We start from the raw sequence: 24,592 nt of genomic DNA on the forward strand, positions 1-24,592 counted from the left end.
TTAGGGGAATGAATCGTCTTTGTTTAATGGAGATCCTTATGCTGTCAAAATTGACAATCCTACAGAAATACCAAAACTACCATATCATTAATTAACTATCATTTTGTTTCTTGCCCTAGATACAGACGTAAGCTGCTAGTTGATCAAGTGGAGAAACAGTTTAAGCAAATCGTTATGGAAATATGCTCCGAACAGGATCGACAACTACTCGCAATGGAAGTCATGCCTGATCATATGCATATTTTTCTAAACGCACGGCCAACCGATTCTCCCGCAGAACTAAAAGCGAAACTGAAAGGAATCACTTCACGGCGCCTCCGTGAACAATGTAAGCACTTAAACCACTTGCCTTCCCTATGGACTCGTTTCTACTTTGTAAACACGGCAGGGAACATTTCAAGCGAAACGATCAAACAATATGTTGAGGGACAAAAAACAAGGGGGTGAGACCCTGCAAACCGTAACGATTCAAATCCGCATTTTTCCAACCCATCCGTCTGTATTGCTGGATATGGGCAACGAATACATTCGTACCGTCAACGAACTAACGGAGCAAGCCGAAAGGTCTGGAATGTTCCCTAAACTAACATCAAAAACCGTTCGTGCCAATCTCCCCTCTGCCGTAAAGAATCAAGTGATTCGAGACGCCAAAAGCCTATTTCAGCGGTTCAAGAAAACGAAGAAGCGACCTCTTCTCCAAAAGAGGGTGTACTATGTGAATAATCAAAATTATACGATTTGGGGCAACCATATTTCTTTCCCCGTTATCATGGATGGAAAAGTACAACGTCTTGTGGTTCCTGCGCTTCTTTCGGATCGGGAGCGGGACATGCTTTCGGATGGGAAGCTTGGACTTCTGCGCGTGGTTCAAAAATCAGCGAAATGGTTTGTGCAAATTTCAATCGAATGCCCCACTGAGCCAGCCGATGGTCATGAAGTGATGGGGGTTGATCTAGGCTTGAAAGTTCCCGCTGTTGTCGTAACTTCTAGCGGCAAGACAAAATTTTGCGGAAATGGACGTAAAAATAAGTTTGTTCGCCGTAAGTACAGTACCTATCGCCGCAAATTAGGAAAGCTTAAAAAGCTATCAGTTATCCGTAAACAGAAGGACAAGGAAAGTCGTTTTATGAAAGATCAGAATCACAAAATCAGCCGCCAGATCGTGAATATGGCGATTCAAGAAAAGGTGTCTGTCATCAAACTAGAGAAACTGACGGATATTCGTAAGACGACAAGAACAAGTCGTAAAAACGCTAAAAATCTACATGATTGGTCTTTCTATCAGTTGCAAATGTTCATTGGATATAAGGCGACACTCGCTGGAATCAAAGTGGTTGAAGTGAGTCCGGCATACACATCGCAAACCTGTCCCTCCTGTGGAGAGCGGAACAAAGCAAAGGATCGAACGTATCAGTGCGACTGCGGTTATACAGCACATCGGGATCGGGTCGGTGCCATCAACATCATGCGTCAACCTGTGGCAGATGGTAACAGTCTGCCAGCCTAGATAGCTATAGGCTCTGATCTAGGATGGGCGAATGAACTCGCCCTTAACTTAGCAGTAGGGCAAAGCGGAAACGGATGCGCCCGCTAACTAGCTAAGAATCCCGCCCTCTTAAGGGTGTGGAGGTTCAAAATGTCTTCATTTGCTATATTTATCTAGTTTGATAGAATAATAGGGGATGTAAGGTTGAGAGATTCGTAATCTATCATTAGAGAGAATGGGGAACTTATTCATATGAAGAAGCATTTGGCCAAAATCATGTTATGCGCTGCAATCTCCCTGGGCGGCTTCTCGGCCCTTCCGGCAAGTGCGGTTCATGCGGCGCCTGCGGGCGTCAGTATTATGCTGGACGGCTATCCGCTGCCCTTCCCGGTGGAGCCGGTGATGATGAACGGAACGACCATGGTGCCCTTCCGCGCCATCTCGGAAGCCCTGGGCATTCAGGTGGAATGGAATCAGAAGGCCCGCAAAATCACAGCGACCCGAAAAGCCGCAGCAGGCAGCAACCCTACAGTAGTTGTCCTGACCCTTGGCAGCAAAAATGCCGTAGTGAACGGGACGACGGTGAAGCTGGAGGTAGCGCCGCAGGACATCCGCGGAACCACGATGCTGCCGCTGAAATTTTTCAGCCAGCAGTTCGGGGCAGTGACCTCCTGGAATCAGGCGAGCAAGACGGTATCCATTACTTCCCCGAAGCGTGACATGTACACGATGGGCTTCTACGCACAAAAGGCGTATAGTGAAGTATCGCTTATTCCCAGCTTCAATGCGGTGGCCTTTGGCTGGGCACGGATTGACAAGGACGGCAAGTTCACCACTACCGGCAAGGACTTCTGGTGGCCGGAGGCTGCAGGTGATGTAACACCGGAGTCGATTGTGCAGAATGCCGCAGCGGGCGGGACCGCCCCTTACCTGATGGTCTATTCCAGTGATTCGTCGCTGGAGCTATCCAAGAATCTGGAGGACCCGCAGCTTCAGCAGCAGACGATTGCCAGTATTGTGGAGCTCGCGTCCAGCAAGGGCTTCAAGGGCATCGGACTCGATCTGGAGGGCCTGGGGCTGACCGGGGATAAGGCGCTGGTGCAGAGCCAATATAACGCTTTTGTCAAAAATCTAGCTACTGCCGCACGCGCCGCCAACCTGAAGCTGACCGTCATCCTGCATCCGCTGAACAGCTCCTACAAGGGCTATGATTACAAGACGCTAGGTACACTTGCAGATGATCTGGTCATTATGGCTTACGCCTATGAAGGGGAGACCGGACCGGAGCCGATGAACAAGGTCGATGAGAGCATCCGGCTGGCATTGAAGCAGGTCAGCAAGGACAAGCTGATTCTCGGAATATCGGTCTACAGTGAGAACGAATCGTCCGTCAATGCCAAAATCGGCCTGGCGAAGCGGTACGGGCTGAAAGGTATCGCCATCTGGCGTCTGGGGATCATCGGTCAGCCGGTGATGGAGCGGATGGGCGAAGCCGTGGAGCTGTAGCCCGCTAGTGTGATTCTAATAAGACTGCCCACGGGGAGTGTGCCTGCCGTGCGGCAGTCTTTTTGCAAATATCAAATGTCACATTAACCTCGCGGGCTAACCTGTATAATTCTATAGTTAACTTTATTGCGGATGTACGCACATTCAAGGAGGACTATAGAAGATGAGTACGAAATATAAAGCGCTGGAACTGGATAAGCCGATGACTTACGAGCTGGAAGGGCTGGAGGTCGGGGTTACCTCGAACTGTAATTTCCGCTGCGACTATTGCTGCGCTTATAATAGAAATGACGGCCAGACCCTGGACGGCAAGGAGGTCATCCGCATTCTGGAGGAGCTGCCCCATCTGAAGCGTGTCCGGCTCTCGGGCGGCGAGGTTACGCTGAAGTTCCAGGATTGTGTGGAGATTGTGGCGTACTGCTCTTCGCGCGGCATCCAGACCCAGCTGAATTCGAACGGCAGTCTGCTGAATGAGCAGCGGATCGTGCAGCTGGTGGACGCGGGGCTGACGACGATTCATATTTCTTTTAATTTCACCACGGCTGAAGGCTTCTCGCGGTATTATAATATTCATCCAAGTGTCTATCACAAGATCAGAGAGAACATCACGATGTTCGCCAAAACGCCGGTCAATGTGGTGCTGGAGACGCTGCTGTTCAATGAGACGCAGGATCATATGCAGGAGATCAGTGAGCATGTCTATTCCATGGGCGTCCGAACGCATGAAATTCAGAACAGTATCATCATGGATCACACCGGCTGGAAGGCGATTGCCGCCCGTGAGCAGCTGAAGAACGCTGTCCAGGAGCTGATCGACCGCAAGCCGGAGGACACGACGCTCTATTTCACTTGTATGGACCGGTTCATGGAAGCACTGGGCTTCAGTGAGCAGCCGGGCGTCTACTTCCCGCACTGCATCGAAGGGATGAAGCAGCTCCATCTGCACGGCAACGGCGATATTCTGATCTCCGAGCTGTGCCATCCGGTCATTATCGGCAACATCTATAACGGCACCTCGCTAAAAGATATCTACAGCAATATGCCTGCACCGCTGTCGAATTACCTGGAGAAACGGCCTTGCCCGGCGCTTGACGCCTTGTTCCCGCAAGGGGTATAGTCCGGTTAACTTGACTTAGCTGTACACCGGAGAGGAGGGATCCCGATATGTTAAGTGCAGTAAGGCGCGGACTAGTATCTTCCAATACGGTACTGGAACGGATCATGCCGCTGCTAACACCCGCAGCCATTGTGGTTGGCGTGCTGAATGAGGCGTCGCTGCTTCCGTTAACGTGGCTGGTGCCCTGGATCTTCGCCGGGATGACGCTGATCGGCAGTCTGAAATCCAATTTCCGGGATCTGCTTGCCGTGCTGGTCAAACCGCAGAAGCTGCTCATTCTGCTGATTATCCTGCATATTGTGATGCCGCTGATTGGCTGGTTGGCAGCGATGCTGTTTTTCCCGGGTGATCCTTATACCGTTACCGGGTATGTGCTGCTCTTCGCCATTCCGACCGGAGTGGTCAGCGTAGTCTGGGTGTCCATGCACGGCGGCAATATTGCGCTTACGCTGGCGCTGATCCTGATCGATACGCTGCTATCGCCAATAATTGTACCGGCTACACTGTTCGTCCTGATGGGGGCAAGTGTACAGATGGATGCGGGGGAGATGATGCGGGGCCTGCTGTGGATGGTCGTACTGCCTTCTATAGCGGGTATGCTGCTCAATCAATTCACTAAAGGCAAGATCAGCACTGTCTGCGGCCCTCCGCTGGCCCCGTTTGTCAAGGTGGGCTTGTTCATCGTGGTCTCCATTAATGGGGCCAGCATTGCCCGGTATTTAAAGCATCCGGACGGACAGCTTGCTCTGATTATTGCCGTAACCTTCGTGACTGTTGCCCTCGGCTATGTCATTGTAGCTGTAGTCTCGCGGCGGCTACACTACGATCATGCGAATACCGTGGCTGTTCAGTTCAACTCTGGTATGCGCAATCTCAGTGCGGGAGCGGTGCTGGCGGTACGGTATTTTCCGCCGGCGGTCGCCCTGCCTGTAATCTCCGGGATGCTGTTCCAGCAGATTCTGGCCGCCTGCTCCGGCATGTTCCTCCGCAGCAGGGCCAGACGGATGCAGCAGCAGGCCCGGTTAGCGGCGGCCGCATCATCCGTGCTCCCCGCTCCGGCAGAGAGTCCGCGAACGCTGTAACATCACACTTGATTAGCGAAGTATGCAAACCCGCTTTTCCTTATTCAGCCGCTGTGTGCGGTTGTGAAGGAGGGCGGTTTTTTTGCTATTTAGTAAATCAGGATTTGCACCTGTCGTGGATAAGCAGGCATCCGTTGGCCGCGAAGGCATGTGGGCCGGATGGATGAGAAATCGATCACAATTGGACTGGGCGCGCCGCGTAAGCCAAATGTAATCGAAAAACCGATTACATTTGACTGTGTGTGCCTCACTGATGCTGTGCGCATATCGCGGATGATGCCGGACGTATTTTCACAGAAAACCGAATACAATGTGCTTTCACGAAGGTGAATACAAAAGGTCATAATTCGACAAAATTCGATGTTTTTTCTGAAAATACAACAATTCATATTCATTACGTTCGCGGAAAATCCGATAATTATTGTAATAAAGTTAGCATTTTGGCTGATTAGAAGCTAGAGCTTAGAAAAGGGCGGAAGGAAGTAGAAAATCATGAAGATTCGTATGAAGCTATCGGTTATGATGATTGTCGTTACACTGATTTCTACAGCATTAATGGGGATTTTTACGTACACCAAATCCACAGGCACCATCATGAACCTGACCGAATCTTCTATGGAACAGGCTAATACCAACAAAGCGCAGACCATTGCCGCCATGATTGACAAAGAGAAGCGGAGTATGCAGCTGGTAGCCGGGGACAGCGAGATTGTGCAGCTTTTGACGCAGGCTGGAAATAATGGATTGAGCGGCGGGGATCCCCTGCAGAATCAGGTGAATGTGAAGCTTCAGGGGCTGGTGAAGGATGCAGGCAACCTGGAGCATATGTTTGTAGTTGATCTGAAGGGAACAGCGGTGGCGGATAGCGATACCAAGCTGGTCGGCGCGAATTTCAGCGATAGAAATTATACGAAGAATGTCTTGAAGACCGGGATGCCTGTCATCAGCGAGACGCTGAAGTCCAAGTCAACAGGGGCATTTATTGTAGCTTTTGTCCATCCGGTAATGAGCGGGGAGCAGATGATCGGGTTCGTAGCTTCGGCGGTCAGAGCGGACAGTCTGGTGACCTATCTGGCCGATGCCAAGGTGGCGGGTGCGCCTTCCTCTTACGCCTATCTGGTGGATGAAACGGGGAATACGCTCTATCATCCCGACGGGAAGAAGATAGGGTCGATGGTGGAGAACGAATCCATCAAAGCCGTGGTCGGGCGGGTGAAGGCAGGGGAGAGCGTTGCGGATGGCATTGTGGAATACACCTTCAAGGGGGCGGAGAAAAAAGCTGCCTACACTGTCCTCCCGGAGACGAAGTGGACGCTGGTGCTGACCGGAGATGTGGACGAGGTACTGCAGCCGGTGAGCGAAATGACCCATTTCATTCTGCTGCTCGGTCTTGGGAGCCTGCTGCTTACTCTGTTGATCGGGACGGCGGTGGCCGGGCGGATTGCCTTGCCAATTATGAAGCTGACCGAGCTGGTTAACCGTACTGCGGAGCTGGACCTCCAATATGACAAGCAATATGAGCATCTGACGAAAAGTAAAGATGAGACCGGAATCATCGCCAGAGCGATGTTCCACACCCGTGCAGTGCTGCGAGAGATGGCCGGCAGTCTTATTGCGATCTCCTCCAAGGTGCTGGACAATGCCGAGACGCTGGAGAAGCTGTCGAACGAGGTTAGAGAGAATGCGCATGATAATTCAGCCACGACCGAGGAGCTGTCCGCAGGGATGGAGGAGACAGCGGCTTCCACAGAGGAGATGACGGCGGCCATTCACGAGACGCTGAACAATGTCAGAATGATCTCCACTAAGGTAAAAGAAGGCTCCGGGGTATCGGGCCAGATTACCCAGCGGGCTCTGGAGCTTCAGCACGATGCTGTAACATCCACTGAGAACGCGAAGCAGATCTACAGCTCGGTCCGCAGCGAGATGCAGCAGGCAATCGAGCAATCGGGAGCCATCGGCGAGATCAACGTATTGGCCGATACGATTCTCTCCATTACCAGCCAGACGAATCTTCTGGCCTTGAACGCAGCGATTGAAGCCGCGCGGGCGGGTGAGGCAGGCCGGGGCTTCGCTGTCGTGGCTGGTGAAATCCGCAAGCTGGCGGAGAAGTCCTCCGAGACGGCTTCAGGCATTCAGGAGGTGGTCAGAAATGTCTATGCCTCTGTGGAGCAGATGACCCGGCATTCCGAGGCCGTGCTAACCTTCATTGACCGCAATGTGCTGGGCGATTATGAGCGCCTGACCGAGGTCAGCCAGCAGTATAATGATGATGCTTCTACGATTAATGAGCTGATGAATCAGTTCGAGACGGCAGCCGATCACCTGAACGAGACCGTCTCCAGCATCGCCATTGCTGTCAATGAAGTAGCGGCTACCGTGAACGAGGGAGCGGTCGGGGTGCAGGATATCGCGGAGAAGACGGCGGAGATTGTGGAGAAGACGCTCCATGAAGCGGCCATGGCCGATGAGAATACGCAGAGTGCCAAAGAGATGCAGGAGCTGGTAGAGAAATTCAAAATCTAGGCCAGTTTCAGCAGATCTTTACCTGCCCTTCATCTGATTTTAAGCTTAGGCGGGTATAGTAATCACATACCCCCCTTTAATATAACTTTTGGCCCCGCCGGACGCTGGCGGGGTCCTTTTTTTAATGATTAGGAAATTATGATTTTCGTTCGGTGTGGATAAGTTGTGCGCGTAGGCGCGTGAACCGGATGTGGTCAAAAAACCGACCACATTTGGTGTGGCAGTGGCGCGTGAATCGGATGTGGTCGAAAAACCGACCATATTTGGTGTGGCAGTGGCGCGTGAGCCGGATGTGGTCGAAAAACCGACCATAATAGCGACGCCGCAGGAGTTTTGTTCCTATATAAGGATTGATATGTTTTGGGGTCCCCGCAAAGTATCTGAGTCATCATCTACGCTAAAGCCCCACTTTGTGGGGTTTCTAAGAGCGGCTCGCCGTCTCCAGTAAGGAGGACATTTCTGTATACCCCTGCGACCGGGCATGGGCCAGCGGCGTGACACCCTCGCGGTCGGCGATGGCTGGATCGGCTCCGTGCGTCAGCAGCAGCTTGACGATCGCCTGATGCCGCTCCCCGCCGTCCCCGAGGATGACGGCCTCCAGCAGCGCGGTCCAGCCCAGATTGTTGATATGGTCGATGTCGACATCCGAATGCACAAGCAGATACTTGACAACCTCGACATGCCCCCGATCTGCTGCGGGGATCAGCGCGGTCCCGCCGTAGCGGTTGGTCAGCGTCGTATCCGCTCCCGCCTCAACCGCCATTTTCACGATGTCCAGATATCCGGATGCTCCGGCATACAGCAGCACATTGTTAAGCATACGGTCACGAATGTTGATGTCGGCACCCTGGGCAATAAGCGCCTCGACCGTCCCGGCATGATTGCCATAAGCCGCAGCGACAACCGCCGTTCTGCCGCTTTCATCCTGCGCCTGTATATCTGCTCCGTCCTCCAGCAGCCGCAACACCTCAGCCGTATCCCCGCGCTCTGCTGCTGCGATTAATGGGTTATTCATAGTTATGACCTCATCTCCCCTGTAAGCTTCGACCTTGTTTGTATTATGGACAAGTCTATGATGAAATGTCAAAAGCCGCGGGTAAACAGCATTTGCGCAAAAGCCCTGGCGTCCGGTATGCTATATGTAAGAAATATACTGGGAGGAGGAACCTTCATGAGCAGATTTATGCTCAGCTCTGCGCAGAGTCTATGGACCCACACACAGCGGTTAATGTGCAGAGCGGATAGCAATTCTCCGCTGTAACGATTCGCCAGTTCCTCTGTGAACACCTGTCTGATAGACTCTGCTGCCTTGATAAGTTGAACTAACTTAAAAGGAGCGGAGCAAGATGAAATATGTAAATGCAGATGTGATTTTGCCGCAGCAGCTGCTGCAGGAGGTTCAGAAATACATGCAGGGCGGGATGCTCTATATCCCGAAGCCTGAAGGACAGCATAAGCGGTGGGGTGAGAGTTCAGGCGGCAGATCCTTCTTAAGCGCCCGGAACCAGTCCATCCGTGAGCATTATGCCAGCGGACTGAGCGTAACCGAACTGGCGGAGCAATTCTGCCTGTCGGCCGACAGCATCAAGAAGATTGTGTATGGGAGCAAGCAGAGAGGGTAGAGGTCTTCAGGTTAAGGGCGCGTAACGTAGCTATTTTAGCTTGTGAAGCACCCCAAGAGCTGGCTTCGGCTGCATTATGTACACTAGATTCCTCCGAAATCCCCCGAAAAATAGCATCTGCTGCACTCTGTACAATAGAATTTTGCACAGGCGGCCTTTTGGAGCAAATATGCAGAAATCTGGTGTATGAAATACAGCAGAATGAGTGATTGGACTGGTTGACAGTGTCTCACAAGCGCCTAAATCTGCCCCACCTTGAACAGTGAGGTTGTTCCAAGAAGTCGCATCATGACTCTTGAAGCAGCCTCTTTGTTGTGTGCAAAAGTCAGGTTATACCTGTCTATTATCTATGTCCGCCGCCTCCGCCAACCCTATAATGAATGCAGACATCCATATGAGGGGGCAGCAAGATGAAATTAGAAACAGCAGCGAGGGATATAGCACTGCGGGCGCTCAAGGCGTACGAATTAGATTGGACGAAGATCGAATATCTTAGAACATCCGATAGCGTCACCTTCAAGCTAGAGACGGAAACGGCGGGCAGGCTGCTGCTGCGGATTCATGGCGGACGGTGCAGCCGGGAGGAGATTCTGTCGGAGCTGGAGTGGCTCAGCCATCTCAGCGGGGCAGCGGAGCTGGTTGTCCCCGTGGGGCTGCCCGATTCAAGCGGCAGTTATATGCTGGAGACTGGCAACGAAGCTGGCAATGAACCTGGCGGCGAAAAGCAGCAGCTCAACTATGTTACCCTGATGCGCTGGGTCGAAGGGGAGCATTCAGCGGGCAATCTGCCGGATGAGCAGCTCCACGCTGTAGGCATGATGCTGGCCACGATGCATGAAGCGGGCGAACAGTTTGTGCCGTCGGCGGAGTTCACCCGTCCGGCTTGGGGAGCGGACAGCTTCCGCAAGAATTGGGATAAGCTGGAGAAGCATCTTTCGGTTCTGGTCCCTGAAGCCTGGTGGAAGCTCTATCAGGCTGCCGCCGCCAGAATCCCGGGTGAACTTGAGGCTATGACGCCGCACCCCGTCAACTATGGCCTGATCCACGGTGATCTGCACTTTGGAAACGTGGTGTTCGCTGACGGACAGCCCCGGGCGATTGATTTCGGCCTCTGCGGCTACGGCTTCTACCTGTATGATCTGGCCGCAGCTCTGCTGGAGCTGTCTGCGGAGCAGCGCAGAATCCTGATCCGGGGCTACAGCAGCATCCGTGCGCTGGAACCTGATTATGAACGGAAGCTGGAATGCTTCTTCATCATGATCATGATCGGGAACTACAGCCACCACATCTCTAATTCCGACGAACTGCCCAGCTTGCGTGAAGAACAGCCGTATGCGCTGGCCTATCTAAAGGAATACCTGGCGGACTCCCGCTTTTTGTTCAAGAGAATTGAACCTGTGCAAGTGTAATAAAGCTGTGCAATCTGTAAATATGTCCACTAAACCTAGCCTGAGGACATTTATTGCCCTCCCCTGCGGCGGTAACATAAAGACATCAAAGAGCAGTCAGCTTTGAATTACCGGTCGAAGGGGAGTATACAGATGAAGCGATCCATGCAAAAGAGAGCATCACTTTTACTGATGGGTATGGTGCTGGCACTGGTTGTAACCGCTTGCGGCGGCAACAATGCGAAGAATAACGGCGCGAGCGGCGCAGAGGCCACACAGGGCTCGGACGGGGGCAGCAGCAGCGGCAAAAAGACAGAGCTTCTGTTCTGGTCACCCTTCTCCGGCTCGGATGGCCCGTTTATGAAGAAAATCGTGGATAAATATAACAGCTCCCAGGATAAGTATAAAGTGAATTTCGTGATCCAGCCGAATGGCGAATATTACAAGCAGCTTGATGTAGCGCTCAGCACCGGCAAGGAACAGCCGGATCTGATGATTATGCATGTCGATCAGGTGCCGACCTACCAGAGCAAGGAGCAGCTGCAGCCAGTGGATGAGCTGGCGGCTGCGGCCGGGATCAACCCGGCTGATTTTGCCGAAGCTCCGGTCACCTATGCGACGATCGACAGCAAGCTGTATACGATCCCGCTGGACATTCATCCGGTCGTTATGTATTACAACAAGGATCTGTTCGAGAAGGCGGGCATCACTGCGCCTCCAGCGAACCGCGCCGAATTCGATGACGCTGTGCAGAAGCTGACGGACAAATCCAAAGGGATCTATGGATACGTAGTGCCGACCCTCTGGCCGCAGCAGTTCATCTTCCCGTCCCTCGTCTGGCAGAATGGCGGGGAGCTCTGGGACGGAACAGATGTAGCCTACAATTCTCCTGAAGCGGTGGAGATGGTGCAGTGGCTGCGCGATATGGTCGACAAGGGCATCTCCCCGGCCAACGTACAGCAGGATGGTGAGAACACCCTGTTCTTGCAGGGCAAGAACGCCATCCAGTTCAACGGGCCGTGGATGAAATCCCAGTTCGATGAAGCCGGACTTAATTATGGCGTCGCTGTCATGCCGCAGATCGGCAAGGCGAAGCAGGCGATTTATGCAGGCTCGCATGGCTTCGTCGTTCCCAAGTCCGTGACAGACAGCGCCAAGCTGGCCGGGATCGGCGATTTCCTGAAATATGTCTCCGGCAACTCGCTGGACTGGGCAGAATCCGGGCAGGCGGTAGCCTCCAAGACGGTGATGGACAGCGCTGAGTTCAAGGCGATGGAGTTCCAGAATACAGTATCGCAGAGCTTCTCCTCCGTACAGTTCGCACCGAATGTGCTGAATTGGGGAACCATTATCGAGCCGGTATGGGGAGAGCTGAGCAGTGCCCTTCTTGGCAAAAAATCACCGCAGCAGGCGATGGATGATGCTGTAGCCAAATCCCGTCAGGCGATGAAATAGCCGGTCCGTGAAGCGGATCATTCGGTAAGCAGGGCGGGGAGCGCAGGAGCTTCCCGCTTTTCCTTATCCTTACCCTAAGGAGGAATCACTTTTGAAAACCCTGTGGACTTCACGCTTGACCTCATTTCTGTTCGTGCTGCCTTATCTGGCTGCCTTCGCACTGTTTCTGCTCTTCCCGATTCTGTATGGCTTTGTCATCAGCCTGCAGGACTTCGAGCTGCTGTCTGCTGCTCACCCCTTTGTGGGGCTGCGCAATTACGTGACCATTTTCACCCCGGGGACCTATGAGAACAGTATTTTCTTCCGGGGGCTGTGGACCACACTCCAATTTGTAATATATTCGGTTCCGCTGCTGATCATTACCGGGCTGGGGATCGCAATGCTGGTCAATGCGCTGCCGGCGAAGCTCCGGGGGCTGTTCCGCACCTTCTATTTCCTGCCCTACGCGCTGTCAGCTTCCGTAATGGCTGTCATCTGGCTGATGATGTTCGATACGAACGCCGGGTTCATTAACAGTCTGCTGCAAAAGCTGGGCCTGACCGGTATCCCGTGGCTAACCGCTACGCCTTGGGCCTGGATTGCGCTGGTGCTTACAACACTGTGGTGGACGATCGGCTTTAATATGATTATTTTTGTGAATGCGCTCAATGAGGTGCCGGAGGATTATTATGAGGCGGCTTCCATGGACGGGGCGAATGCCTGGAAGCGGTTCGTGTCGATAACCTTGCCTTCGATCCGGCCGGTCATGCTGTTCGTAATGATCACCTCAACCATCGCTTCCTTCAATATTTATGCCCAGCCGTTTCTGCTGACGCGCGGGGGACCGGGAGACACCACCCGGGTGCTGCTGATCAATGTGCTGGACCAGGCGTTCGTGCGCAAGGATATCGGTTCGGCTTCGGCGATGGCGATTCTGATGGCGCTGCTGATCATGCTCGTGTCCGTCGTGCAGTTCCGTCTTACGAACCGGAAGGAGAAGGTATAGATGGGAAAAGCCAAAAAAACAGGCCTGCTGCTGCTGGCCATCCTGATTGCGCTGTTCGTGCTGCTGCCGCTGGTCTGGATGCTGTCCACGGCGTTCAAGAATGATTTTGAAGCCCTCTCCGGGCGGATGAACTTCCTGCCGAAGAAGCCGACGCTGGATAATTTCGTTCAGGGGCTGAACGGGGAGCTGATGAATACCCCGATTCTGCGCTGGATTGTCAATTCCCTGTCGGTAGGGATTGCAGGCACAGCGATCGTACTGCTGATCGATTCCATGGCTGCCTTTGCGCTGGCCCGTCTGCCTGATCTGCCCCTGCGCCGTACGCTGCTGGCGATGTTCATCGCTTCGCTGATGATTCCAGGCGTACTGACCTTTTTGCCGATGTACATCGAATTCAATACACTTGGTCTAATCAACACATATCAGGCGCTGATCCTCCCGGCTACCGCCGGAGCATTCGGTGTATTCCTGCTGTACCAGTTCTTCGTCTCCTTCCCGAAGGAGATCGAGGAGGCGGCCCGGATCGACGGGGTGAACAAATGGAATCTGTACCGGAGAATCCTGCTGCCTTCGGCGGTGTCGATCATGACGACACTGGGGATTTTCACCTTTATGGGGATTTATAATGATTTTGTCTGGCCGCTGTATGCGACCACCTCCCCGGAGATGCGGACGATCACCGCAGGGATTGCCATGATGGCCACCGGCAGCTATACCCAGAGCTATGGAAAATTAATGGCCATGACCACCATCGCGGCGCTGCCGGTGCTGATTCTGTTCATTGCCGGCCAGAAGTCGTTCGTCAGGGCGATTACCAGCTCGGGAGTGAAATAGTGGAAGACGGGGAGGGAAGCAGATGAGCACGAAACCGGATATACCGCAGAAGGCATGGGCAGGCAAGCATTCACGTACAATAATCTACTCCCTTGCGGCGCTTCTGTGTCTTATACTCGCAGGAGGTGCATATTTATTGCTGCAGCCTAATAACGGCGTAACAGATGAGGTCTACAAGGGGCATGGCGGAACGTTCAAGAACACGCTGGCCGAGATCGATACGCCTGATCCGAGTGTGATCTACAAGGATGGATATTATTATATGACCTTCACCCATAACGGAACAGATATTATGGTGATGAAGTCGCTCACTCTGGATTTCCGCCAGGCGGAGCGGAAGGTCGTATGGTACCCGCCGGCGGAGACGGCCTATTCGGCGAATCTCTGGGCACCTGAGCTGCAGTATATCCGGGGAAGCTGGTATATCTATTTTGCCGCAGATGACGGACGGAACGAGAACCACCAGATGTATGTGCTGCAAGCGGACAGCGGCGACCCGCTGGGCGGTTATACCTTCAAAGGCCAAGTCACCGACAGCAGCAACCGATGGGCAATCGACGGGCTGGCGATGGAGGTGGACGGGAAGCTGTATTTCGTCTGGTCCGGCTGGGAAGGGGAGGTAAACGCTGCGCAGAATACCTATATTGCTCCAATGAGTGATCCGCTGACGATCAGCGGACCGCGGGTGCTGCTGAGCGAGCCGCTGCTTCCCTGGGAGCAGGCCGGAGGCCCGCCGTATATTAATGAAGGCCAGTCCGTGCTTCATCATAACGGCCGGGTCTTCATTGTATATTCCGGTGCGGGAAGCTGGACTCCCTATTACAGTCTGGGACTGCTTACGCTGAAGCCGGGCGGCAACCCGCTGGAGGCCGCAGACTGGATCAAGGGGGAACAGCCGCTGCTGGCTATGGATGAAGCTGCCGGCGTCTACGGTCCGGGGCATAATTCATTCACGGTCTCGCCGGACGGAAGCGAGCAGTGGATCGTCTATCATGCCACGAGCGGGGCGGATGACGGCTGGAACAACCGCAAGGCACGGGCCCAGCGGGTTAGCTGGAATGCTGACGGCCTGCCGGTCTTCGGCAAGCCGCTGCCTTTGAGTGAGGCTATACCGGTTCCCGCAGGCATGGGCGTGTTCCCGGCGGAAGCGGCCCTGCGCAGCGGCAACAAGCTGGAATTCCCGTCCCTGCCGTCCACGGTGGACAGCAAGGTCCCGCTGCTGGTGCATTATGTGAATCCGGGCGGAGAACCGGCCGGGGCGGCAGTCTCGGTGAATGGGGCGGCACCGGCGGCGCTTCCACTGCCGCCATCCGGCGAGGGCCAGACCGGTTATGGTTATCTGAGCCTGCCGTTCACAGCCGGGAAGAATACAGTAGCCATAGAGCTGCCCGAGGGTGCTGGGGCAGAAGTGAAGGCGATTGAAATTCCGCGATATGAAGGCGAAGCCCAGGCCATGGAGGGGAACGCTGCGGCAGAGGATAATCCCTTTGCCTCGGGCGGGGCAGCGGCTGTCTTAAGCGGCAGCGGAGCTGCGCTGAAGTTCAGCCATCTTCAGGTCCCGCATAGCGGAACCTACACGGTCCTGGTGGCGGTGATGAATGCTTCGCCGGATGCGAAGCTGGAGCTGAAGGTGAACGGTGGTGCGAAGAAGGGCTATTCTCCCCTTCCGCAGGAACGCAATCAGCCCTCCCTCTGGCAGCTGGAGCTGAAATTACAGAGGGGGACGAATGAGATCATGCTTTTTGACAGACAAGGCAGCTTCAGTATAGATTATATGGATATATGGCAGAAGAGTGAATGAGCCGGGAGATTCATAGACGGGAAGCAAGACGGGGGCTTACTCATATGAGAGATACTAGCTGCAAGACCGGATACAGACGTATTAAACTGAGTGCGCTTTCAATTCTGCTGATGGTACTGCCGCTGCTGGGCGGGTGTGGTGCAGAGAAGAAGGAGACGCCGCTGGCACCTGCTGTCCAGCCGGTGACTCTCGAATACTGGACCCCGTTCAGTGGGGGAGACAATATCTTCATGACCAAGCTGGTGGAGCAGTTCAACAAGGAGCATCAGGACATCCGGATCGATCAGATCAACTCCCGGCTGGATGATTACTATTCCCGGCTGCGGACAGCCATTCTGTCCGGCAATGCCCCGGATCTGGCTATTATTCATGCTACCAATCTCCCGCAGTTCGTGCAGAACGGTTATATAGAGCCCCTTGACGGATTGGCTGCGGAGACGGGCCTGGATTGGGGCCAGTTCAGCACCAAAATTGCCGAATCCACAGTCTACGGAGGCGCTCATTACGCGGTACCTCTGGATACGCATACCCTGGTGCTCTACTATAATAAGAAATATTTAAGAGCGGCCGGGCTGCTGGATGCAGCGGATAAACCAGTGATCGGCCGGGGAGAGCAGGGCTTTACCGCATTTCTGCAAAAGCTGAAGCAATCCGTTCCGCCCGGTGTCGCGCCACTGGCTCTGCCCAGCACACGGATTGATTCCGTGTGGTTGTGGTGGAGCCTGTACAATCAGATCGGGGGCGGCGGCGTCTTTTATAATCCGGACGGCACTAAGGCGGTCTTCAATAATAAGGCATCGCTACAGGCGCTGGAGTTCGTCAACAGTCTGTACCAGCGGGAGCTGATTCCGCCGGGGATCAATGATGCCTTCAAGCTGTTCTATGACGGGGAGGCAGCGGTGCTGATTACCGGGGTATGGGGAACGGGCGCTTTTGAGAAGGCTGAGAAGCTGGAGCTCGGTGTTGTGCCGGTTCCGGTCATCTATGATCATCCGGCAGTCTGGGGAGATTCGCATACGCTGGCGGTTCCGGCCCAAAGTGAGATGAGTGCGGAGAAACGGAGGGCGGCGATGGTTTTTGCCCGCTGGGCCGTGGAGCACGGGGTGATGTGGGCGGAGGCGGGCCATGTCCCAAGCTCCCGGAAGGTTGTGGAGAGCGGGGCGTACTCCGCGCTGAAATTCCGCAGTGACTATGCGAATACCGCCAACTCCGTAGTCTATTGGCCGCGGAATGTGAAGCAGTGGAGTATTAATGAAGAGATTATCCGGCAGTTTGAGCGGATGATCTATAAGGAGCAAAGTCCGGCGCAGGCGCTGCAGCAGGCGGAGGACAGCATCAACCTTCAACTGAAGAAATGACTGTAAGGAGCAAGGGGGAGATGCGGTTGAAATCCTTTCGCGGCTGGTTCAGGAATCTGGCGCTTGCGCGCAAGCTTATTCTTATCAATGTCGTGTTCATCGTGCTTCCGCTGGGACTGATGGGCTATTTCGCCTTTGCCCGTTTCACGGATACGACGGAGCGCAAGGTAGGTGATTATCAGCTCCAGACGCTGAAGCAGCTTACCCTGAATATCGATACCTATATGAATGAGCTGAACCGGCTGACCGTGATGCCCTATCAATATCCCAAGGTCACTGAGTATCTGGCCACGAAGCGTGCTCCCGGCGAACCCCTGACGCTGGATGAGATCAGCGGACTCAACAGCTTCGTCACCCAGGTGTTTCTGAACGGCCGGGTCGATATTCTGGGCGTATCCCTGTATGGCACGGGCGGAGCTTCCTATGTGGTCATGCCGGAGAGCCAGTATGTCACGACCTACAGGCTGGATGAGAATGTGAGCTGGCTGAATAAGTTCAAGGGTCATTATGGACAGCCGGTGTATGTTGCCACGCATGATCTAAGGTCCAGCGGCGGAAATGTATATCAGGCCTTCTCCATCGTAAGGGAGCTGCGCAGCTTCGATGACGGCGTCACGCTCGGGTACATTGTCATTGATGTGGACCCCAAGTTCATCCGTGAGATTCTGTCCAAGGTCACGCTGAACCCCCAGGAGCTGCTGTACATTACGGATGATTCCGGCAACCTGGTTACCGGCAAGGATCACGGAATTCCGCAGGGAGTAGCTGATGGTTCCATCAGCAGAACGGGCGAAGGGGTCAGCCATGTGAAGTCCGGGGGCGAAGGGCTGCTGGTCGCGCATGTCACCTCAGAGGTGACCGGCTGGACCACCGTGGGCGTTGTGCCGGTGTCCGGCCTGATGAAGGATACCGAGCTGCTGCGCACGTATCTTATTCTCATTGGCGTAATCTGTGTCGGCTTGGCCCTGCTGCTGTATGTGTTCATCGCCTACCGGATCACCCAGCCGCTGCGCAAGCTGAGCCGGCTGATGCGCAGCGTTGAGCGCGGCGATCTGAGCCAGGCCTTTCCGGTGAGCAGTACGGATGAGGTGGGGCTGCTGGGCCATTCGTTTAACGGCATGATTGCCAAGCTCAGCGAGCTGGGGTATCTCCTCTATGAGACGGAAATCCGCGAGAAGGATGCGCAGATTGCCGCGCTGCAGAGCAAGATTAATCCGCATTTTCTGTACAATACACTGGGCTCGATCAGCATGTACGCCGAGCTTGAGGGCAGCCCGGAGATTATCACCATGTCCAACAACCTGAGCAAGCTGCTGCGTTACAGTCTGAGCGGGCGCAAGGAGCAGGTGACGCTGCAGGATGAGCTGGATCATGTAGGCGGCTATATGGCCATCCAGCAGATGCGCTATGAGGAACGGATTCAATTCACGATGAATATTGAGCCCTCTCTGCTGGATTGTAAGGTCATTCCGCTGATGATCCAGCCGCTGGTCGAGAATGCGATTAATCATGCGTTGGACCAGGGGGTGGGCCGGGGCGTGATTACACTGACCGCAGACAGCAGCAATCAGGTGCTTACCATTACGGTTGAGGATGACGGCATCGGCATGAATGCGGAGGCGCTGGAGGCGCTCCGGCTGCATCTGCGGAATACGGAGGAGCTTGGCGGGCGCTCCGGCAACGGGCTGCTGAATGTCCACCGCCGGATCGTGCTGCATTACGGGGAGGAATACGGCCTCTCACTGGAGAGTATGCCGTATCAGGGCTTCAAGGCTATGCTGAAGCTGCCGGTCATTCATTATCAGGGCAGAGCAAGGGAGGATGACGGGGTTGCCTAAAATATTGATTGTTGACGATGAATCGGTCTTCCGCAAAGGATTGCGCAAAATGATCACCAGCCTGGATGGCGGCTGGGAGGTGGTCGGTGAAGCCAGGGACGGCTATGACGCGCTCGACAAGCTGGCTGAGCTGTCTCCGGAGGTGCTGCTCACCGATATCCGTATGCCGCGGATGGACGGTATCCAGCTGCAGCAATTGGCTGCGGGACGCTTCAAGGATCTCATGACCGTCGTGGTCAGCGGTTATGATGAATTCGCCTATGTACAGCAGTCCATGCGCCAGGGGGCGAAGGATTACCTGATGAAGCCGGTGGAACGCCAGGAGCTGGGCCGGGTGCTGGAGCGTCTGGGACGAGAGCTGGCCGAGCGTCACACGCAGCCTGCGAACAGCGGTCAGCCGTGGCAGGTACAGCCCGTGCTGAAACGGCATGTGGCCGGTCATCTGGCCGATAGTCTGCTGAAGGGCAAGACGGAAGATAGCGATTTGCGGCTGCTGCGTGAGCTGGGCTTCGCCTTCAATCATCCCTATTTCATCTGCATGGTCATCAAGCTGGATAAGCATTCCGTACAGAAAGAGCGCTATCAGCGGGGAGATGCCTCGTTGTTCCTCCTGTATATCCAGCAGGTCGTCCAGGAGATGATCGATCGCCAGGCCGTTGGGATAAGCTTCGTGCAGTCGGATACCGAGGTGGTCGCCCTGCTGAATACAGCAGATCCGCAGCATTCCCTGTCGGCACCTGGAGCACTCGGGGACCTGATCCGCAGGCAGATCCGTTCCTTATCTAATCTGACGGTGACAATCGGGGTCAGCAATCCGGCAGAAGGGCTGTCAGGCATCCCAAGAGCCTACAACGAGGCTGGTATTGCCCTTCTGTACCGGTTGATCGAAGGCGGTGACAAGCTGCTGGATTATGCCAAAATGAAGCAGCGCCCCAACGAAGGCAGCAGCCCCCTGAAATGGTCCTGGGAGCTGCTGGAGAAGTCGATTACCGGGGGAAGGGGGGCCGGCATCGGCCCGATTGTGGAGCATATGATCGAGGAGCTGTGCAGCACGGCTGAATCCCCCGAGAGCATTCACCAGCAAATCTGCAAGCTGCTGCTGTACTACTATGAATTGTCCGAGGAGCTTGGGGTTACCGAAGCGTGGCTGGGCACGAAGGATATCCGCAAAGTTCTGTTCGATGTGTGCAGCCTGTCCTCACGGCAGGAGCTGGCTGAGAAATGCCGGGGGCTGCTGCTGGGCCTGACGGGATGTATTGCGAAATCCAGGGAGGCAAAAGATATTGATCCGGTCACCGCTGCCCAGCGCTACATTTCGCAGCATTACCATCATCCGCTGAGTCTTAAGGAGGTGGCCGACAAAGTATATTTGAACCCGGTGTATTTCAGCAATCTGTTCAAGCAGAAGACCGGCGTCACCTTTAGCGAATTTGTCACCCAGATCCGCATGGAGGAGGCCCGCCGGAAGCTGGCCTTCACCGGGGAGAAGATCAGCAGAATCGCTGAGGAGACGGGCTTCGGCAACGTGCGCCACTTCAACCGAGTGTTCAAGAACTGCAGCGGCCTTTCGCCCAAAGCGTACAGGGACAGCTCGCGCAGGATGCAGGCGACATCTATGAATAGCCAAGACAGATAATCCGGACCGAAAGCCGGTCCAGTAGCATAGAGCTTTATCACGAGCAGCCCCAGCGTGACGGAAATCCTGCACAAAGTGCAACATTCGGTGCTCATAAGCCGACAGCATCCATATTTCAAGGCAGCGGAGGAACGCATAGGCTGACTCTGAATTACCTAGTTATGACTCAGAATTACCCGGCAGTCACCCGAATCGTCTGCTCCAATGAAACCAGCTGCTCGCTGCCCTGCTCCATATCTTTCAGCCGCAGCTTCTGTGCAGCGGCTTCGCTTTCACCAATCATGATCACGTAGCGGATGCCTTTGACGCTGGCTGCGGCCAGCGTCTTTTTGAGCTTGCGCAAGCCGCTGTCCACGGTGGCCCGGATACCGGCCGACCGCAGCGCAGCAGCAGCGACGAGAGCCTGCGGCATATATCCGCCGATCGGAACGATCAGCACACCGGAGCGGTCTGCCGGTTCTGCCGGGCGTTCGCCCAGCAGGGCCATGATCGACTCCATCCCGAAGGAGATTCCTACAGTGGGGTATTCGATATCGTCACGCCCGACCAGCTTGCCGATAATCGCGTCATATCTGCCGCCGCCGCCCAGACTGGACGTATAAGCGCCTGTGGCATCAAAGATTTCGTATACAGTCCCCGTATAGAACGACAGCCCGCGCGACAGAAAAGGATCGAAGACGCACACCTCCGCAAGGCCAACCGCATCAATCAGCTGCTGCAAGGCTTGTACTTCGAGCGTGCCCGGCAGCCCTTCCAGCTTATACCGCTCCACCAGTTCCGTGAACCGCGGGTTCACCAGCTCCAGCAGCTCCGCGATCAGCGTAACCGTCTCAGTGGTCAGCTGTTTGTCTGTCAGCTCAGCCAGCACCCCGCCGCTGCCGATCTTAGCCAGCTTGTCGAGGGTCAGCATCACCGAGAGCTGCTCACCTAGCGGAACGCCGACCGCTGTCAGAATCTCGCCGAGGAATCGGCGGTTGTTCCACTTCAGCACTACCGGAATTTCCAGTCTGCTGAACACCTCTGCCGCGAGCTGCATCAGCTCGGCTTCCGCCTGCGGACCGGCAATCCCGACGACATCGGCGTCGCATTGCAGGAATTCGCGCAGGCGGCCTTTTTTGACCGGACCATCGCGGAACACCTTGCCGATCTCATACCGCCGGTACGGGAATTCAATCCCCGGATTCAAGGCAATCACCTTGGCAAAAGGAATCGTCAGATCGTAACGCAGCCCTAGCCTGCGCCCGCCCTGATCAGCCAGCTGGTACATTTCGCGCAGAATCTCATCGCCCCCGGCGTATTTGGAGGTCAGCAGCTCCAGCTCATTCAGCAGGGTCGTATCCATCGATTCGAAGCCGTACAGCTCGAACAGCTCCTGCAGCGTAGTCCGCACCTTCTGGCGGATGGCCTGTTCCCGGCCGAAGTAATCATAGGTTCCTTTAATATTTTGCATCTTAAGCAGCTCCCTTGTGGTTGAATTCCGGTAAAATAAAAAACGCGCCGGACCCCATGGTCCTGCGCGCTTATCTATGCCGCAGGGAGGTCGAACGCGAAATGCGCTAGCCCTCCCTGAATGAATTCAGGTGTGCTAACGCTGCTTGTGATGATGAAGCTGATTCGTTATGATGGACAAGCGGTTCATAGGAATCAATTCCCTTCCGGCTGGATTACTGCACATTATAGCGGATGGGGAGCAGCGGCGCAAGACTAATATTTTTTGGCAGAGGAGCTATTATAATGAAGGATACAGAGCTGATTAGAGCAGCGGAGCATTTCGCGCAGGAGCAATTGGGCCAGGATGCGACCGGCCATGACTGGTTCCATACGAACCGGGTACGGAATACGGCCGCGCTGATTGCCGGGATGGAAGGGGCCAATGTAGTGATCTGCACTGTCGCCGCCCTGCTGCATGATGTGGCTGACGAGAAGCTGAATCCCTCCAAGGAAGCGGGGCTGCTCAAGGTGAGTGACTGGCTGGAGGAGCATCTGCCGGATGAAGCAGCGTGTAAGCATATTATGGAGATTATTGCGACGATGTCCTTCAGCGGCGGAGGGGGCGAACCGATGTCAACGCTGGAAGGGCAGGTCGTCCAGGATGCGGACCGTCTGGATGCGCTGGGAGCCATCGGGATAACGCGGACCATGGTTTTTTCGGGAGCCAAGGGCCGGCCGGTCTACGATCCGGCGATCCCTCCGCGTGACGAATCGCTGCAGCAGGAATACCGGGACTATTCCAAGGGAACGGCGGTTAATCATTTTTATGAGAAGCTATTGAAGCTCAAGGACCTGATGAACACGGCTTACGGCAAGCAGCTGGCTGAGGAGCGGCATCAGTTCATGCTGGATTTCCTGGAGCAATTCTATAAGGAATGGAATCAAGGGGGCATACAATGAGTGAAGCACAAGTGAAATTTAGTGATTATAGACTGAATGAGGAGATTCTCCGCGCGCTGGAGGCTTTGAAGTACATGGACCCTACAGAGGTACAGCGGAAGGTCATTCCGGTGGCGCTGCAGGCGCAGGATCTGATCGTCAAGTCGCAGACCGGCAGCGGCAAAACCGCAGCCTTCGCCATCCCGCTCTGCGAGCTGGCCGATTGGGCGGAGAACAAACCTCAGGCGCTGGTGCTGACCCCTACCCGGGAGCTGGCCCAGCAGGTGAGAGAGGATATTACGAACATCGGGCGCTTCAAGCGGATCAAGGCGGTAGCGTTGTTCGGCAAGCAGCCGTTCGCCCCGCAGAAGCTGGAGCTGACGCAGAAAACGCATGTGGTCGTAGGCACACCGGGCCGCGTTTTTGACCATATTGAGCGCGGTACGTTGAACCTCAGCCGGATTCAGTATCTGGTGATAGACGAAGCGGACGAAATGCTCAGCATGGGCTTCATCGAGCAGATCGAGAAGATCATTAAGCAGCTGCCCAAGGAACGTGTAACGATGCTGTTCTCGGCGACGCTCCCGGATGTGATCAAGAATCTGTGCCGCAAGTATATGACGGACCCCGTGGATATTGAGATTGAGGCCAGCGGAATGACAACTGCGACCATAGAGCACGCGCTGATTGAGGTTGTACAGGCCGCCAAGTTCGGGCTGCTCAGCGACCTGCTGACGGTGGAGAACCCGGATAGCTGTATTATTTTTTGCCGGACCCAGGAGCAGGTGAATGCCCTCTTCCGCGGGATGGCGGACCTGGAATATCCGGTGGACAAGATCCACGGCGGCATGGAGCAGGACGAGCGGTTCGAGGTGATGAATGCCTTCAAGCGCGGGCAGTTCCGTTATCTGATCGCCACCGACGTTGCGGCTAGAGGAATTGATATCGAGAACATCACCCATGTCATTAACTACGATATCCCGCTCGAAAAAGAAAGCTACGTCCACCGCACCGGCCGCACCGCCCGCGCAGGCAAAAGCGGCAAAGCGATCACCTTCGTGACGCCGAATGAACACAAATGGGTCAGGGACATCGAGAGCTATATCGGCTTCACCCTGCCGGTGATGAAGGCTCCTTCGGACGATGCTGTGGCCTATGCCAAACCGGCCTTCGATGAGAAGCTGGGCAAGCGGCAGGTCCGCAAAGCGGGCAAAACCGAGGTCATGAACCAGGACATCACGAAGCTGTACTTCAACGGCGGCAAGAAAAAGAAGCTCCGCGCGGTGGACTTCGTCGGCACCATTGCGAAGCTTGAGGGCATTACCGCTGCGGATATCGGGATCATCACGATTCAGGATAACGTCACCTACGTCGATATTCTGAACGGTAAGGGCCCGCTCGTACTCCAGGCGATGAAGGAGACCACGGTCAAGGGCAAGCTGCTGAAATGCCATATTGCCAAGAAATGAACAAAGCTGTCACACGGGCGGGTTACCGCCGATGTGACAGCTTTTTATTGTGTGCGCGCCCAGAGGCACGCATTATCTAGTTGGTGAAAATCCAACCAAAGGAGGGACCAAGCCACCTT

General features: G+C 54.8%; 19 protein-coding genes. 17 read left to right on the plus strand and 2 right to left on the minus strand.

The window, feature by feature from the left end:
• Positions 1 to 81: 81 nt before the first annotated feature.
• The 6 genes from tnpA to K1558_RS28600 all read left to right on the plus strand — a co-directional run bounded on the left by tnpA (position 82) and on the right by K1558_RS28600 (position 7,717).
• Positions 82 to 447: an IS200/IS605 family transposase gene (gene tnpA / locus K1558_RS28575; RefSeq protein WP_238655400.1), complete on the plus strand. Its 366-nt coding sequence runs from the start codon at positions 82 to 84 to the stop codon at positions 445 to 447.
• A complete protein-coding gene (locus K1558_RS28580; protein ID WP_238655382.1) occupies positions 419 to 1,507 on the plus strand; it encodes an RNA-guided endonuclease InsQ/TnpB family protein in 1,089 nt (362 codons plus the stop codon). The genes tnpA and K1558_RS28580 overlap by 29 nt, the downstream gene beginning before the upstream one ends.
• 231 nt (positions 1,508 to 1,738) lie before the next feature.
• Positions 1,739 to 2,992 carry a stalk domain-containing protein gene (locus K1558_RS28585; RefSeq protein ID WP_238655383.1) on the plus strand — a complete coding sequence of 418 codons (1,254 nt, stop codon included), beginning with the start codon at positions 1,739 to 1,741 and terminating at the stop codon, positions 2,990 to 2,992.
• A gap of 163 nt (positions 2,993 to 3,155) precedes the next feature.
• Entirely contained in the window at positions 3,156 to 4,109 is a 954-nt protein-coding gene (locus tag K1558_RS28590) for a radical SAM protein (protein WP_238655384.1), read from the plus strand.
• A 47-nt stretch (positions 4,110 to 4,156) separates the two neighbouring features.
• Complete coding sequence (locus K1558_RS28595) at positions 4,157 to 5,191, plus strand: bile acid:sodium symporter family protein (RefSeq protein WP_238655385.1); 1,035 nt, start codon at positions 4,157 to 4,159, stop codon at positions 5,189 to 5,191.
• A gap of 492 nt (positions 5,192 to 5,683) precedes the next feature.
• Positions 5,684 to 7,717 carry a methyl-accepting chemotaxis protein gene (locus tag K1558_RS28600; RefSeq protein WP_238655386.1) on the plus strand — a complete coding sequence of 678 codons (2,034 nt, stop codon included), beginning with the start codon at positions 5,684 to 5,686 and terminating at the stop codon, positions 7,715 to 7,717.
• A 421-nt stretch (positions 7,718 to 8,138) separates the two neighbouring features.
• Here K1558_RS28600 and K1558_RS28605 read toward each other — a convergent pair whose 3' ends face one another.
• The gene (locus tag K1558_RS28605; RefSeq protein WP_238655387.1) at positions 8,139 to 8,732 is read right to left on the minus strand and encodes an ankyrin repeat domain-containing protein; all 594 of its coding nucleotides are present in this window, start codon (positions 8,730 to 8,732) and stop codon (positions 8,139 to 8,141) included.
• Positions 8,733 to 9,063: 331 nt separating this feature from the next.
• Between K1558_RS28605 and K1558_RS28610 the strand changes: the two genes are divergently transcribed.
• The 9 genes from K1558_RS28610 (at position 9,064) to K1558_RS28650 (ending at position 20,634) form a co-directional block, all read left to right on the plus strand.
• The gene (locus K1558_RS28610) at positions 9,064 to 9,339 is read left to right on the plus strand and encodes a CD3324 family protein (protein ID WP_238655388.1); all 276 of its coding nucleotides are present in this window, start codon (positions 9,064 to 9,066) and stop codon (positions 9,337 to 9,339) included.
• A 410-nt stretch (positions 9,340 to 9,749) separates the two neighbouring features.
• Complete coding sequence (locus K1558_RS28615; RefSeq protein ID WP_238655389.1) at positions 9,750 to 10,748, plus strand: phosphotransferase enzyme family protein; 999 nt, start codon at positions 9,750 to 9,752, stop codon at positions 10,746 to 10,748.
• A 132-nt stretch (positions 10,749 to 10,880) separates the two neighbouring features.
• Positions 10,881 to 12,182, plus strand: coding sequence for an ABC transporter substrate-binding protein (locus tag K1558_RS28620; RefSeq protein WP_238655390.1), 1,302 nt, complete (start codon positions 10,881 to 10,883; stop codon positions 12,180 to 12,182).
• 91 nt (positions 12,183 to 12,273) lie between these two features.
• Complete coding sequence (locus K1558_RS28625; RefSeq protein WP_238655391.1) at positions 12,274 to 13,167, plus strand: carbohydrate ABC transporter permease; 894 nt, start codon at positions 12,274 to 12,276, stop codon at positions 13,165 to 13,167.
• Complete coding sequence (locus K1558_RS28630; protein ID WP_238655392.1) at positions 13,168 to 14,001, plus strand: carbohydrate ABC transporter permease; 834 nt, start codon at positions 13,168 to 13,170, stop codon at positions 13,999 to 14,001.
• Positions 14,002 to 14,023: 22 nt separating this feature from the next.
• Positions 14,024 to 15,802 (plus strand): family 43 glycosylhydrolase, encoded by a 1,779-nt coding sequence (locus tag K1558_RS28635; RefSeq protein WP_238655393.1) that lies wholly within the window; start codon positions 14,024 to 14,026, stop codon positions 15,800 to 15,802.
• Positions 15,803 to 15,846: 44 nt separating this feature from the next.
• Positions 15,847 to 17,160: an ABC transporter substrate-binding protein gene (locus tag K1558_RS28640; RefSeq protein WP_238655394.1), complete on the plus strand. Its 1,314-nt coding sequence runs from the start codon at positions 15,847 to 15,849 to the stop codon at positions 17,158 to 17,160.
• Between the two features lie 26 nt (positions 17,161 to 17,186).
• Positions 17,187 to 18,998, plus strand: a complete 1,812-nt coding sequence (locus K1558_RS28645) for a cache domain-containing sensor histidine kinase (RefSeq protein WP_238655395.1) — start codon at positions 17,187 to 17,189, stop codon at positions 18,996 to 18,998.
• Positions 18,991 to 20,634 (plus strand): response regulator, encoded by a 1,644-nt coding sequence (locus K1558_RS28650; protein WP_238655396.1) that lies wholly within the window; start codon positions 18,991 to 18,993, stop codon positions 20,632 to 20,634. Before K1558_RS28645 ends, K1558_RS28650 begins: the two co-directional genes overlap by 8 nt.
• A gap of 172 nt (positions 20,635 to 20,806) precedes the next feature.
• Here K1558_RS28650 and K1558_RS28655 read toward each other — a convergent pair whose 3' ends face one another.
• Entirely contained in the window at positions 20,807 to 22,084 is a 1,278-nt protein-coding gene (locus tag K1558_RS28655) for a histidine--tRNA ligase (protein ID WP_238655397.1), read from the minus strand.
• A gap of 284 nt (positions 22,085 to 22,368) precedes the next feature.
• Between K1558_RS28655 and K1558_RS28660 the strand changes: the two genes are divergently transcribed.
• Both K1558_RS28660 and K1558_RS28665 read left to right on the plus strand, forming a co-directional pair.
• Complete coding sequence (locus K1558_RS28660) at positions 22,369 to 23,025, plus strand: HD domain-containing protein (RefSeq protein WP_238655398.1); 657 nt, start codon at positions 22,369 to 22,371, stop codon at positions 23,023 to 23,025.
• Positions 23,022 to 24,473 carry a DEAD/DEAH box helicase gene (locus tag K1558_RS28665; RefSeq protein WP_238655399.1) on the plus strand — a complete coding sequence of 484 codons (1,452 nt, stop codon included), beginning with the start codon at positions 23,022 to 23,024 and terminating at the stop codon, positions 24,471 to 24,473. The genes K1558_RS28660 and K1558_RS28665 overlap by 4 nt, the downstream gene beginning before the upstream one ends.
• Positions 24,474 to 24,592: the final 119 nt, after the last annotated feature.

Source organism: Paenibacillus piscarius (assembly GCF_022234545.1).
Lineage (GTDB): Bacteria > Bacillota > Bacilli > Paenibacillales > Paenibacillaceae > Paenibacillus_AQ > Paenibacillus_AQ piscarius.